This window comes from Acidovorax sp. CF316 (assembly GCF_000276605.1).
GTDB lineage: Bacteria > Pseudomonadota > Gammaproteobacteria > Burkholderiales > Burkholderiaceae_C > Acidovorax.
The window spans coordinates 51,523-63,301 of record NZ_AKJX01000155.1 but is presented as its reverse complement, the minus strand read 5'-3'; the positions used below and the strand labels follow the sequence as shown (position 1 = coordinate 63,301).

Genomic DNA, 11,779 nt, shown 5'->3' with positions numbered 1-11,779 from the left:
GCGGGTTCGGCTCATCGATGGGTTGAACTGTACCCCTCAGGTGACCAGAGAAAAACCACCCAGTCGCGAACTAACTGTTCCAGTTTTAGAAATAATAATTGGGGTAGAAGGCCTGGGTTTACCCGCATCTCCTGGGGCTCGCCTTTTTCAAAAAAGATAGCACCATGTGTATTGAAGTATTGGGTTTGAATCGGTTTTTGTGCTGCTGGTGAAGTCGATTCCGCAGACTGGCGATTCGACGGCATCATTGCAACGATTGAAACGCCTGGACACAAAATGCCGACTCCCGACTCGGCATGCCCCGCCTGGCAGCAAGGCATCGCCCCTGGGGGACAATCCGTGCATGAACATGTCTTCCGACGGCGACACTGCGGGCGCCGCATCCGGCCTGGCCTGGCAACCCGGCTTTGCCGCCCTGGGCCCGGCCTTTTTCACCGAACTGCAGCCCACGCCCCTGCCCAGCCCCCATTGGGTGGGAACGAGTGCCAGCGTGGCGCGCCTGCTGGGCCTGGACGAGGCCTGGCTGCGCAGCGATGCGGCCTTGCAGGCTTTCGCGGGCAACGCCCTCCTCCCCGGTTCACGCCCGTTGGCCAGTGTGTACAGCGGCCACCAGTTCGGCATCTGGGCCGGCCAGTTGGGCGATGGCCGGGCCATCCTGCTCGGCGAGACGGTCGGCGGCCACGAAATCCAGCTCAAGGGCGCGGGCCGCACGCCGTATTCGCGCATGGGCGATGGCCGGGCCGTGCTGCGCTCGAGCATCCGCGAGTTCCTGTGCAGCGAGGCCATGCAGGGCCTGGGGGTGCCGACCACGCGGGCGCTGTGCATTACGGGCTCGCCCGCGCCGGTGCGCCGCGAGGAGGTCGAGACGGCGGCCGTGGTGGCCCGCGTGGCGCCGAGCTTTGTGCGCTTCGGCCATTTCGAGCACTTCTCGGCCAACGACATGGACGACGAACTCCAGGCCCTGGCCGACTACGTGATCGACCGCTACTACCCGGACTGCCGTGGCCGCAGCGAGCTGGCCGGCAACCCCTATGCGGCGCTGCTGCAGGCGGTGAGCGAGCGCACGGCGGTGCTCATGGCGCAGTGGCAGGCCGTGGGCTTTTGCCATGGGGTGATGAACACCGACAACATGAGCATCCTGGGCCTGACCATCGACTACGGGCCGTTCCAGTTCCTCGATTCCTTCGTGCCTGGCCATGTCTGCAACCACAGCGACACCCAGGGCCGCTATGCCTACAACCGCCAGCCCAACGTGGCGTACTGGAATGTGTTCTGCCTGGCGCAGGCGTTGCTGCCGCTGATCGGCGACCAGGAGCTGGCCATGGCCGCGCTGGAATCGTACAAGACCGTCTTTCCCGCCGAGTTCATGGCCCGCATGCGCGACAAGCTGGGCCTGGGTGAGCGGGCAGAGGAGGGCGATGCCGAACTGATCGATGGCCTGCTGGTTGTGTTGGCCAAGGGCGGCGTCGACTATCCCATTTTTTGGCGCCGGCTGTCTCATGCGGTGGGCTCGGGCGAGTTCGAACCCGTGCGCGGCATGGTCCCCGACCAGGCGGCCTGGGACGCGTGGCTGGCAAAGTACCTGGCAGAGCCCCGGCTGGCCGACCGGGAGAAGGCTTCCCGCGCGATGCTGGCCACCAACCCCAAGTTCGTGCTGCGCAACCATTTGTGCGAAGAGGCCATCCGCGCGGCGAAACTTGGCGACTTCAGCGCACTCCAAACCTTGCAGCGGCTGCTGGAGCGCCCATTTGAAGAGCACCCCGGGCACGAGTCCTACGCTGCCTTCCCGCCCGCATGGGCTTCCACCATCGAGATCAGCTGTTCATCATGACCTATCCCGTCCACAAGACCGATGCCCAATGGCATGCCGTGCTCGAACAGAAGAACGCCGAGCCCGGCGCCCTGCAGGTGACGCGCTTTGCCGCCACCGAACGACCCTTCACTGGCAAGTTCGAAGCCCACTGGGCCGATGGCAGCTACCATTGCATCTGCTGCGGTGCCAAGCTGTTCGATTCGCACACCAAGTTCGACGCGGGCTGCGGCTGGCCCAGCTTCTCAGAAGCCGTGCCCGGCGCCATCCAGGAAATCGTGGACCACAGCCACGGCATGGTGCGCACCGAGACGGTGTGTGCACAATGCGGGGCCCACCTGGGCCATGTGTTCGAGGACGGCCCCCAGCCCACCGGCCTGCGCTACTGCATGAATTCGGCCTCCCTTGATTTCGAGGACAAGGCCCCCTGACCCCGCCCCATGAAAATCCTGATCGACTTCCTCCCCATCCTGCTCTTCGTCGGCGCCTACAAGTTTTACAACATCTATGTGGCCACCGGCGTGCTGATGGCGGCCACGGTGGCGCAGATGGCCCTGATCTACCTGATCGACCGGCGGCTGCAGACCATGCACAAGGTGACGCTGGCGCTGATCCTGCTGTTCGGCACGCTCACGCTGGTGCTGCAGGATGACCGCTTCATCAAGTGGAAGCCGACGGTGCTCTATGGCGCCATGGCCCTGGCGTTGGCGGTGGCGCTGTGGATCCTGAAGAAGAACTACCTCAAGCTGCTGTTGGGCAGCCAGATGGAGCTGCCCGATGGCGTCTGGATGCGCCTGAACGTGGCCTGGGTAATCTACTGCGCCTTCATGTCGGCCATCAACGCCTACGTGGTGCTCAATTTCAGTACCGAGGCCTGGGTGGAGTTCAAGCTCTGGGGCTATGCGTTCCCGCTGGTCTTCCTGGTGGCGCAGGGCATCTACATTGCGCCCCATCTCAAGAACGACGAGCCCGCTGCATGACCATGGCACCGACCGATACCACCACGATGCCCTCCCTGGCCCGCCAGATGCATGAGCGCCTGGTCGAGCGCCTGGCGCCCACGGCGCTCGAGGTGATCGACGAAAGCGCCGACCATGCCGGGCATGTGGGGGCCAATGGGACAGGCTTTGGCACCCATTTCCGGGTGCGCATCGCCTCACCTTTGCTTACAGGCAAGCCCCGCGTGGCGCGCCACCGCCTTGTGTATGATGCGCTGCAGGAATTTTTGGATGCGGGCGTCCACGCCCTCGCTATTGAAATCCTCTGAACCGGCCCCACTGTCCTGATCTGCCGTATTTCAGCTGGCAATTACTCTCTCATTTTTTGGATTCCGCATGAAGAAACAGCTCCTGTCCGGCCTCGTGGCCGCTGCCGTGCTGGGCACGTTGGCCCTGCCCGTTTCCGCCCAGAATCTCGCCATCGTCAATGGCAAGGCCATCCCCAAGGAACGCGCTGAAGTGTTCAAGCGGCAGTTGGCCAGCTCGGGTCGCCCCGTGACGCCGGAAGTCGAAGGCCAGATCAAGGACGAACTGATCACCCGCGAAGTCTTCATGCAGGAAGCGCAAAAGCGCGGCCTGGAAACCTCGGGCGATTTCAAGGTCCAGATGGAAATGGCGCGCCAGACCATCCTGATCCGGGAACTGTTCGTGGACTTCCAGAAGAACAATCCCGTGACGGACGAGGAAATCAAGGCCGAGTACGACAAGTTCGTGGCCGCCAACAGCGGCAAGGAATACAAGGCCAGCCACATCCTGATCGAGAAGGAAGCCGACGCCAAGGCGGCCATTGCGGCCATCAACAAGGGCGCCAAGTTCGAAGAGATCGCCAAGAAGCAATCCAAGGATCCAGGCTCCGGCGCCAACGGCGGCGCCATGGACTGGGCCAGCCCCTCGAGCTATGTCTCGGAATTCACCGAAGCCATGATCAAGCTCGAAAAGGGCAAGATGTCGCAGACCCCGGTCAAGAGCCAGTTCGGCTACCACATCATCCGCCTGGACGATGTGCGCCAGGCCGAGCTGCCCAAGCTCGAAGACGTGAAGCCCCAGGTCGCCCAGCAGCTGCAACAGCAAAAGCTGGCCAAGTACCAGGAAGAACTGCGCACCAAGGCCAAGATCGAGTAATCGATCGGCCTGCCCAGGTGGTGCGCCTTGCGGCGCGCCGCACAGAAAAAACGCGGCCTTGGCCGCGTTTTTTTCATGGCGGGTGTGCCGGATCAGGGCTTGAGGAGCCAGGCCAGGCCCATCACGATGGGGATCAGCACCGGCTGGTGCAGCATGTAGAAGCTCAGCGACCAGCGGCCCAGCACGGCCAGGGGCGAAAGCGCGGCAGGCAGTCGCACCTGCAGCAGTCCGCCAGGGCGGCCCAGCGCCCATTGGCCTGCGGCCAGCCCCCACCAGAGCACGCCCAGCCAGGGGAAGATGGGCACATAGTCCTCGGTGAAGGGCTTGCGCGCCACCAGCCCCAGCCAGTTGAGCGTGCGGGCGTTGAAGGCCGGTGCCAGCTCGCTCCAGGCCCCTGTGAGCAGGTGGTTGGCCGCCACGGGCAGGGCCAGTGCCCCCAGGCCGCACAGCCACAGCCAGGCGCCCCAACCGGCCGTGAAGCGCGCGATCAACAGCATCACCGCCATGCCGTGCAGCACGCCGAAGTAGATGAAGCTGCGCGGGAACATGAAGAACGAGCCCAGGCTCACCAGCAGGGCGCAGCCGGCGATCTGCAGCCAGCGGCGGGTGAATCGCTGGAAGGTCTGCCCCTGGTGCAATGCGATGGCCTGGCCCAGGCCGGCGCAGAACAGGAACAGGCTCAGGATCAGGGTGCGTTGCGTGGTCCACACCGGGTCGGTGCGGAAGTCCTGGGGCCACAGGCCGAAATGGGCCAGGTCGAAGCAGAAGTGGAAGGCGGCCATCCAGACCATGGCTGCTGCGCGCAGGGCGTCTACGGCTTCGTAGCGGGGAGGGGTGGATGGTTTTGAGAGTGGGTTCATTCGGGGCGCAAGCGCGGTGGGCGTGGGGTGGATCGTAGCGCGACAGGGTTTCACTGCCGCTGGTGGCTGTCTGTTGTTTTGTGCTTTGGCTGAGGGCGGGCGCACATCCCGGCTCCCGCCCTCTGCAAAGGCAAGCCGTCGGCATAGACCCCAATACGTCAATGTTGCCCCGCAACCGCTGGTAGATACATTCTGAAATAAACCGAAACTGCCCCGAGACCCCCAAAAAACCGCCCAGGCGCACCATAGGACCCATGTTCAACACCGTCCATGAAAGGACTGCACCATGAAACCCTGGATCCAAAAAACCCTGGCCGGCGTCTTCGGCGCCACCATCGTCCTGGGCGGTCTGACCGCTTGCGCGGGCGGCCACCGCCACGGCGAGATGGGCCCCGAGAAGATCGCAGAGATCCGCGGCAAGGTCGTCAACCGCGTGAGCAGCAAGCTGGACCTCAACGATGCCCAGAAGGTCAAGCTCAATGCCCTGGCCGACACCCTGCAGGCCCAGCGCGCCGCGTTCAAGGGCAAGACGCCCGACCCGCGCGCCGAGGTGCAGGCCATCGTCGCCGGTGCCACCTTCGACCGTGCCCGCGCCCAGGCCCTGATGGAAGAAAAGACCCGTGCCGTGCAGACCGCCAGCCCCGAGGTGATCACCGCCATGGCCGACTTCTACGACAGCCTGAACCCCGCGCAGCAGCAGAAGGTGCGCGAGCTGATGGACAAGCGCGGCCGCCACGGTGGCGGCGGCTGGATGTCGCGCGGCTGATCGCAGGAAGGAGCCCCGCATGTCACCCACGCTGGAACCCATCCACACACTCACCGCGCGTGTGCGCATGCATGGCCCCCGCCTGCTGGCGGGCCTGCCGGACCCCCATGACGAGCTGATGTCGCTGGTCTGGGGCCCCCGCTTTGACCGCGAGCACGCCATGGGCCTGCTGGCCCGGCAGCCCGAGCATGCCGCCCTGACGCTGCCTGCGCTGCTGGATGCGGCCGACCGCTTCGACGCGCTGCACACCGGCGCCAAGCACCGCCTGCGCCAGCTCATCGTGCGCCACCGGGCGCTCGGTGGCGCGCTGGACAGCTGACCTTCTTAGAATCGGCCATGCACCGGATCCTGCTCATTGATGACGACGCACAGCTCGGCCCCCCGCTGGCGACCTATTTCCAGCGCTTCGAGCTGGAGCTCACGCATGCGCTCAGGCCCAGCGAGGGGCTGGCGCAGCTCGCGGCGGGCGGCTTTGATGCCGCCATCCTCGACGTGATGCTGCCCGAGATGGATGGTTTCGAGCTGTGCCGCACCATCCGCAAGCAGGGGGACCTGCCCATCGTCATGCTCACCGCGCGCGGTGACGTGATGGACCGGGTGGTGGGGCTGGAGCTGGGTGCCGACGACTACCTGCCCAAGCCGTTCGAACCGCGCGAATTGGTCGCGCGCTTGCAGACGGTGCTGCGCCGGCGGCGCAGCGACGGGCCGGGCAATGGACAGGGCCAGGGGCCGCTCGAATTCGAAGGCCTGCACATCGATGCCGCCCGCCGCAGCGTGCTGCGCCAGGGTGTGGCGGTGGAGCTGACGGGCACCGAGTTCGACCTCTTGCACCTGCTGGCGCGCGAGCCGGGCCGGGTGTTCAGCCGCGACGACATCCTGAACCAGCTGCGTGGGCACGAGGCCGAGCTCTACACCCGTGCGGTGGACATCGTGGTCAGCCGCCTGCGCAAGAAGCTCGAGCCGCTGGACTGCATCAAGACGCTGCGCAATGCCGGCTATTCGCTGGCCCTGCGAAAGGCGCCGCCATGAGGCGCTGGGGCCGGCAGGCAACGGCCGCGCTGCCTGGGGATGGGCCGCCAGCGGCGCGGCGCGGCTGGTGGCGCCACCACCATCGCCATGGGGTGGGCGAGGACGGCCAGCCGTGCCCCTGGCACCGGCGCGCGCGCGATGCCGTCGGGCACTCGCTGCGCATCCGCCTGGTGCTGCTGTTCCTGGTGCTGGCCTGCATGACCACCATCACCTTCGTGGGCGGCGTGCAAAAGGCCTTGTCGGTGGGCTGGCGCGAGGCGGCGCGGCCGCTGCTCATGGACTATGTGGACCGCCTCACCGGCGAGATCGGCACCCCGCCCAGCGTGGAGCGTGCGCAGGCCATCGTGCAGCGCCTGCCGATCCACCTGCGCATCGAGGGGCCCACCGTGAACTGGGCCTCGCACCCCGACATCCAGCGCCCGGACTGGATGCGCGACCACCGCCCACGCAATCCCAAGGAGCGCTGGCTGGACGATGGTGACGAGGGCCACCGCCTGCTGCAGCGCACCACGGCCGACGGCCACTCCATCGAATTCGGCCTGAACGCCATGACCTGGGAGCAAAAGCCCCGCGTGGCCTGGGTCACGCTGTCGGTGCTGCTGCTGCTCACGGGGCTGTCGTACGTCTATGTGCGCCACCTGCTGCGTCCGCTCGACGACATCCGCCGCGGCGCGCGGCGCTTCGGCGAAGGCGACTTCGGCGAGCCGATTCCCGTGCGCCATGCCCACCGGCCCGACGAACTCGGCCAGCTGGCGGCCACCATCAACACCATGGGCGAGGACATCCACCAGATGCTGGAGGCCAAGCGCGCCCTGCTGCTGGCCATGAGCCACGAGCTTCGCAGCCCGCTGACCCGCGCGCGCCTGAACACCGAGCTGCTGCCCGAGGGCCCCGACGTGGGACCCCAGCGCGAGGCGCTGATGCGCGACCTGGGCGAGATGGCGCACCTGATCTCCGACCTGCTGGAGAGCGAGCGCCTGGCAGGCCGGCATGCGGCCCTGCACCGCGAGCCCACCAACCTGCCCGAACTGGCGCGCGAGGTGATCACCGAGCTGGAGGTGCGGCACGAATGCGCCGACGACATCGTGGTCATTGCCGACCCGGCCTTGCCCGTGCTGGCGCTGGACCGGGGGCGCCTGCGCCTGGTGCTGCGCAACCTGCTGGACAACAGCCTGCGCCACTGCGAGCCCACGGCATCGCCGCCCGAGCTGCACCTGCGCAGCACGCCCACGGGCGTGGAGCTGGAGGTGCGCGACCACGGCCCCGGCGTGCCGCCCGAGCACCTGGCGCGCATGGCCCAGGCCTTCTACCGGCCCGATGTGGCGCGCCAGCGCGCCACCGGCGGCGTGGGCCTGGGGCTGTACCTGTGCCGGCTGGTGGCGCAGGCCCATGGCGGCCAGTTCGAGCTGCGCAATGCCTCGCCAGGCCTGTCCGTGCGCATCACGCTGCCGGCCGAGCCTGCGCAGGTGGCGCCCACCAAGGGCTGAGCTAGCGCGCAGCCGCTCCCGGCGCAGTCATCTCGTCGCGCTGCTGCGCGAAGGCGGCCTTGGCGATGCGCGCGAACAGAGCCGAGCGCGGGTTCTCGTGGCCCTGCTGCCCCGGAGAGGCCAACACCACGGACTGGGCTGCCAGCGGCCCGCGCAGGCGCCGGCAGGCCAGGCGCTTGCCGTCGTAGCTCCAGTCGCGCACCGGCCGCGTGGTGAGCAGCGAAACGCCCAGGCCATTGGCCACCAGCGAGCGCACCATCTCGATCGACGGCGTCTGGTGCGCGATGCGCGGCGTGACGCCTGCCTGGCGGAACAGCGAGAGAAAGTACTCGCGGCTGTGCGGCAGGTTGATCAGGATGAAGGGCTCCTGCGCCAGGGTGGACAGCGCAAGGCTGCTGCGCGCGGCCAGCGCATGGCCGGCCGGCAGCAGCGCATAGGGCACGAAGGAGGTGACCGCCTCCAGCCGCACGGCGCGCGCCAGGCCCAGGTCGTAGAGCAGGGCGGTATCGAGCGCGCCGCGCTCGAGCATCTGCACCAGGGTTTCGGTGTCCGCCTCGTGCACCTCGATCTCCACCTGCGGGTGCCTCTCGCGCATGCGCACCAGGATCTCGGGCAGGTAGCGCGGTGCCAGTGTGGACAGGCAACCCACGCGCAGCAGGCCGGCCTCTTCCTCGCGCCGCGGCCCTTCGAGCGCGCGCGCCTTCTCCAGCAGCACCTGTGCCTCGCGCTGGCGCTGCCGGCCTGCGGCCGTGAGCTCCAGCCCGCGTGCATGGCGGCGCACGAACAGCGCTTCGTTCCACAGCGCCTCCAGGTCGGCAATGGCCTTGGAGATGGAGGGCTGCGACACGCTGAGCGCGTGCGCGGCCCGGGCCGCGCCGCCGTGCTGTGCCGCGGCCACGAAATACTCGAGCTGTCGAAGGCTGATATTGATCAAGATAGTTGATCCATTGCATCAAGATTGAATATTTTATTTTGATAGAGGAATGGGCAACCATGTGAACTCCCGATCAGACACGGAGATCCCTGCCATGACCCCCACCACCCGCCCGCTCGACGGCGTGCGCATCCTCGACTTCAGCCGCGTGCTCGCGGGCCCGCTGTCCACGGCCCTGCTGGCCGACCTGGGTGCCGAGGTCATCAAGGTCGAGCCGCCCACGGGCGACGACTACCGCCACATCGGCCCCATGCGCGAAGGCATGAGCAGCCTGTTCACGGCACTCAACCGCAACAAGAAGAGCCTGGTGTTGGACCTCAAGCACTCCGATGCCGCACAGACCATTGCGGCGCTGGCCGCCACGGCCGACGTGGTGGTCGAGAATTTCCGCCCCGGCGTGGCCGAGCGCCTGGGCGTGGGCCCCGAGGCCTTGCGCGGTGTGAACCCGGGCCTGGTCTACGTGAGCGTTTCGGGCTTCGGCCAGACCGGCCCGCTGGCGCACCTGCCGGCCTACGACATCATCGTGCAGGCCATGAGCGGCCTGATGGAATCCACGGGCGACCCCGATGGCGCGCCCACCATGGTGGGCGAGGCCGTGTCCGACGTGATCGCCGGCCTGTTCGCCTCCTGGGCCACGCTGGCCGCGCTGCTGCAGCAGCGCCGCACGGGCGAAGGCCAGCATGTGGACGTGGCCATGTTCGATGCGACCCTGAGCTTCCTCGTCACCGGCGTGGGCCGTTACCTGTTCACCGGGCAGAGCCCGCGGCGCAGCGGCAACCGGCACGCGTTCTCGGCGCCGTTCGGGGTGTACCGCGCGCAGGACGGGCATTTCGCGCTGGCCGTGCTCAACCACAAGCTGTTCGCATCGCTCGCGCAGCTCATCGGCGAACCCGGCTTTGCCATGGATGCACGCTTTGCGAGCGACGAGCTGCGCCATGCCAACGAACCCGTGCTCGCTGCGGCCATCGAAGCCTGGGCCGCGCAACGGCCGGTGGCCCAGGTGGTGGCCGCGCTGGAGGCGGCCGGCGTGCCTGGCGGCCCGCTGTGGACCACGGCCCAGGCGCTCGAATCCGAGCAGGGCAGGGCGCGCGGCCTGCTGCGCGAGGTGCACGACCCGCGCCTGCCCGGCCTGCGCGTGCCCACGCAGCCGGTCAAGTTCGGTGGCGCCGCGCCCAACCGGGCCGAGCCGGCACCGGCGCTGGGCCAGCACACCGACGAACTCATGGCAGCGCTGCTGCACTGCGGTGGCGAGCGGCTCGCGGCGCTGCGCGAGGCCGGGCTGTTCGGCCCGGCGCAGGCGGCCACCACCTCCCATTGATCCCTGAAGGAGATTTTCCATGACCACCATGAACCGACTGGGGGTGACCCCCGATGACCAGGGCATTGCCGATGCCGTGGCCCGTTTTGCCACCGAGGTACTGGCGCCCCGGGCACGCGAGATCGACGAGGCGGCCCTGTCCGTCACCTGCCATGTGCCGCAGCTGGCCGCCTTGGGCGTGATGGGCATGAACCTGCCCGAGCACCTGGGCGGTGCGGGCGTCAAGCCCACGGCCATGCTGCTGTCGCTGGTGGAGATCTCGCGCGCCTGCGCGGCCACCTCGTCGATGATCGGTGCGCACTACCTGGGCACCGATGCGGTGCTCATCGGCGGCAGCGCCGGGCAGCACCAGCGCTTCTTGCCGCGTGCGGCCAGCGGCGAATGGCTTGCCGGCTTTGCGCTCACCGAGCCGCGCGGCGGCTCGCACCCGGCGGACATGCGCACCCGGGCCGTGCGCGAGGGCGACCACTACCGCATCGACGGCGTCAAGCACTTCATCTCCAACGCCCGCGAGGCGCAGTTCCTCGTGGTCTTCGCCAAGACCGACCCCGATGCCGGGGCGCGCGGTGTCAGCGCCTTTGTTGTGGAAACCAATACCCCTGGCACCACGGTCTCTTCGCCTGAGAAGCTCATGGGCATCCAGGGTGCGCATGCCTTCGAGGTCGCATTCGATGGGGTGCGGGTGCCGGCGGAAAACCGTCTGGGCGAGGAGGGAACGGGTTTCAGGATTGCCATGAAGGTCCTGGACAACAGCCGCCTGGACGTGGCCGCCACGGCCCTGGGCATTGCCGAAGCGGCGATTGCCGACGCCACGCGCTGGATGAAGGAGCGCCTGGTCGGCGGCGAACCCCTTGCCGGCAAGCAGGGCCTGCAGTGGATGCTGGCCGACATGAAGCTGCGCCTGGAGGCCTCCTGGGCCCTGACCCTGCAGGCACTGGCGCTGCGCCAGGCTGGCCAGCCCTTCACGCTGCAGTCGGCCATGGCCAAGCTGCATGCCTCGGAGATGGTCGGGTTCGTGGCCGATGCGGCGCTGCAGATCCACGGCGGCTATGGCTACACGCGCGAAATGCCGCTGGAGCGCTATGTGCGCGATGCCCGCATCCTCCGCATCTACGAGGGCTCCTCGGAAGTGCAGCGCAACATCATTGCGCGCACGCTGCTGGGCTGATTGCGGGTGATTGCACCTTTCTGGTGCAATCTGGGCGCCTGGCATTGGCCCGCAATTTGCTAAATCGCTGTGCCGGTGAAGCACCGGCCAGCGCCCCGAGTGGGCCCGACCATGGGATGGCCCGAAGGGCGTTCCCAAGAGACGGGAAGCGGGGCGGTTTCTTGGGGCCGAGGGCCCGGTTTCCTAGCGTTTACCCTGTATAGACAGGTACGATAGAACCTCCATCATCGGACCCAGGAAGCAAGGCCTGTTTCCCTGCGGATGCATAAAAGTACTTTTTTCCCCTA

General features: G+C 67.4%; 13 protein-coding genes. 11 read left to right on the top strand and 2 right to left on the bottom strand.

Annotation, left to right across the window (positions count from 1 at the left end; genetic code table 11):
- The first annotated feature begins 343 nt into the window (after positions 1-343).
- From PMI14_RS19075 to PMI14_RS19055, 5 genes are all read left to right on the top strand, one after another.
- On the top strand, positions 344-1,831 hold the full coding sequence (locus PMI14_RS19075) for a YdiU family protein (protein ID WP_007856947.1): 1,488 nt from the start codon (positions 344-346) through the stop codon (positions 1,829-1,831).
- Positions 1,828-2,241, top strand: coding sequence for a peptide-methionine (R)-S-oxide reductase MsrB (msrB, locus tag PMI14_RS19070; protein WP_007856946.1), 414 nt, complete (start codon positions 1,828-1,830; stop codon positions 2,239-2,241). Before PMI14_RS19075 ends, msrB begins: the two co-directional genes overlap by 4 nt.
- Positions 2,242-2,250: 9 nt before the next feature.
- Positions 2,251-2,790 (top strand): septation protein A, encoded by a 540-nt coding sequence (locus PMI14_RS19065; RefSeq protein WP_007856945.1) that lies wholly within the window; start codon positions 2,251-2,253, stop codon positions 2,788-2,790.
- A 26-nt stretch (positions 2,791-2,816) separates the two neighbouring features.
- Entirely contained in the window at positions 2,817-3,077 is a 261-nt protein-coding gene (locus PMI14_RS19060) for a BolA family transcriptional regulator (protein WP_035204617.1), read from the top strand.
- A gap of 67 nt (positions 3,078-3,144) precedes the next feature.
- The gene (locus PMI14_RS19055) at positions 3,145-3,930 is read left to right on the top strand and encodes a peptidylprolyl isomerase (protein ID WP_007856943.1); all 786 of its coding nucleotides are present in this window, start codon (positions 3,145-3,147) and stop codon (positions 3,928-3,930) included.
- Positions 3,931-4,022: 92 nt separating this feature from the next.
- Here the strand turns inward: PMI14_RS19055 and PMI14_RS19050 are convergent, their stop codons facing one another.
- Positions 4,023-4,790, bottom strand: a complete 768-nt coding sequence (locus PMI14_RS19050; protein ID WP_035204597.1) for a DUF1624 domain-containing protein — start codon at positions 4,788-4,790, stop codon at positions 4,023-4,025.
- 286 nt (positions 4,791-5,076) lie between these two features.
- On the opposite strand from PMI14_RS19050, the gene PMI14_RS19045 reads away from it, so the two are divergent.
- Genes PMI14_RS19045 through PMI14_RS19030 form a run of 4 tightly spaced genes read left to right on the top strand, consistent with a single transcriptional unit; the run spans position 5,077 to position 8,072 of the window.
- On the top strand, positions 5,077-5,556 hold the full coding sequence (locus tag PMI14_RS19045) for a Spy/CpxP family protein refolding chaperone (RefSeq protein WP_007856940.1): 480 nt from the start codon (positions 5,077-5,079) through the stop codon (positions 5,554-5,556).
- A gap of 19 nt (positions 5,557-5,575) precedes the next feature.
- Entirely contained in the window at positions 5,576-5,875 is a 300-nt protein-coding gene (locus PMI14_RS19040; protein WP_007856939.1) for a hypothetical protein, read from the top strand.
- A 17-nt stretch (positions 5,876-5,892) separates the two neighbouring features.
- Entirely contained in the window at positions 5,893-6,585 is a 693-nt protein-coding gene (locus PMI14_RS19035; RefSeq protein WP_007856937.1) for a response regulator transcription factor, read from the top strand.
- Positions 6,582-8,072: a HAMP domain-containing sensor histidine kinase gene (locus tag PMI14_RS19030; protein WP_007856935.1), complete on the top strand. Its 1,491-nt coding sequence runs from the start codon at positions 6,582-6,584 to the stop codon at positions 8,070-8,072. Before PMI14_RS19035 ends, PMI14_RS19030 begins: the two co-directional genes overlap by 4 nt.
- 1 nt (position 8,073) lies before the next feature.
- On the opposite strand, the gene PMI14_RS19025 is transcribed toward PMI14_RS19030, so the two are convergent.
- Positions 8,074-9,006: a LysR substrate-binding domain-containing protein gene (locus PMI14_RS19025; protein WP_007856934.1), complete on the bottom strand. Its 933-nt coding sequence runs from the start codon at positions 9,004-9,006 to the stop codon at positions 8,074-8,076.
- Positions 9,007-9,100: 94 nt separating this feature from the next.
- Here PMI14_RS19025 and PMI14_RS19020 point away from each other — a divergent pair, with 94 nt between their 5' ends.
- On the top strand, positions 9,101-10,324 hold the full coding sequence (locus PMI14_RS19020) for a CaiB/BaiF CoA-transferase family protein (protein ID WP_007856932.1): 1,224 nt from the start codon (positions 9,101-9,103) through the stop codon (positions 10,322-10,324).
- A 19-nt stretch (positions 10,325-10,343) separates the two neighbouring features.
- Positions 10,344-11,492, top strand: coding sequence for an acyl-CoA dehydrogenase family protein (locus PMI14_RS19015; protein WP_007856931.1), 1,149 nt, complete (start codon positions 10,344-10,346; stop codon positions 11,490-11,492).
- Positions 11,493-11,779: the final 287 nt, after the last annotated feature.

Coding starts and splice junctions, on each gene's coding strand:
- PMI14_RS19020 (WP_007856932.1), top strand. CDS start 9,101: ATGACCCCCACCACCCGCCCGCTCGACGGCGTGCGCATCCTCGACTTC.
- PMI14_RS19030 (WP_007856935.1), top strand. CDS start 6,582: ATGAGGCGCTGGGGCCGGCAGGCAACGGCCGCGCTGCCTGGGGATGGG.
- PMI14_RS19055 (WP_007856943.1), top strand. CDS start 3,145: ATGAAGAAACAGCTCCTGTCCGGCCTCGTGGCCGCTGCCGTGCTGGGC.
- msrB (WP_007856946.1), top strand. CDS start 1,828: ATGACCTATCCCGTCCACAAGACCGATGCCCAATGGCATGCCGTGCTC.
- PMI14_RS19040 (WP_007856939.1), top strand. CDS start 5,576: ATGTCACCCACGCTGGAACCCATCCACACACTCACCGCGCGTGTGCGC.
- PMI14_RS19060 (WP_035204617.1), top strand. CDS start 2,817: ATGCCCTCCCTGGCCCGCCAGATGCATGAGCGCCTGGTCGAGCGCCTG.
- PMI14_RS19035 (WP_007856937.1), top strand. CDS start 5,893: ATGCACCGGATCCTGCTCATTGATGACGACGCACAGCTCGGCCCCCCG.
- PMI14_RS19050 (WP_035204597.1), bottom strand. CDS start 4,790: ATGAACCCACTCTCAAAACCATCCACCCCTCCCCGCTACGAAGCCGTA.
- PMI14_RS19045 (WP_007856940.1), top strand. CDS start 5,077: ATGAAACCCTGGATCCAAAAAACCCTGGCCGGCGTCTTCGGCGCCACC.
- PMI14_RS19065 (WP_007856945.1), top strand. CDS start 2,251: ATGAAAATCCTGATCGACTTCCTCCCCATCCTGCTCTTCGTCGGCGCC.
- PMI14_RS19075 (WP_007856947.1), top strand. CDS start 344: ATGAACATGTCTTCCGACGGCGACACTGCGGGCGCCGCATCCGGCCTG.
- PMI14_RS19015 (WP_007856931.1), top strand. CDS start 10,344: ATGACCACCATGAACCGACTGGGGGTGACCCCCGATGACCAGGGCATT.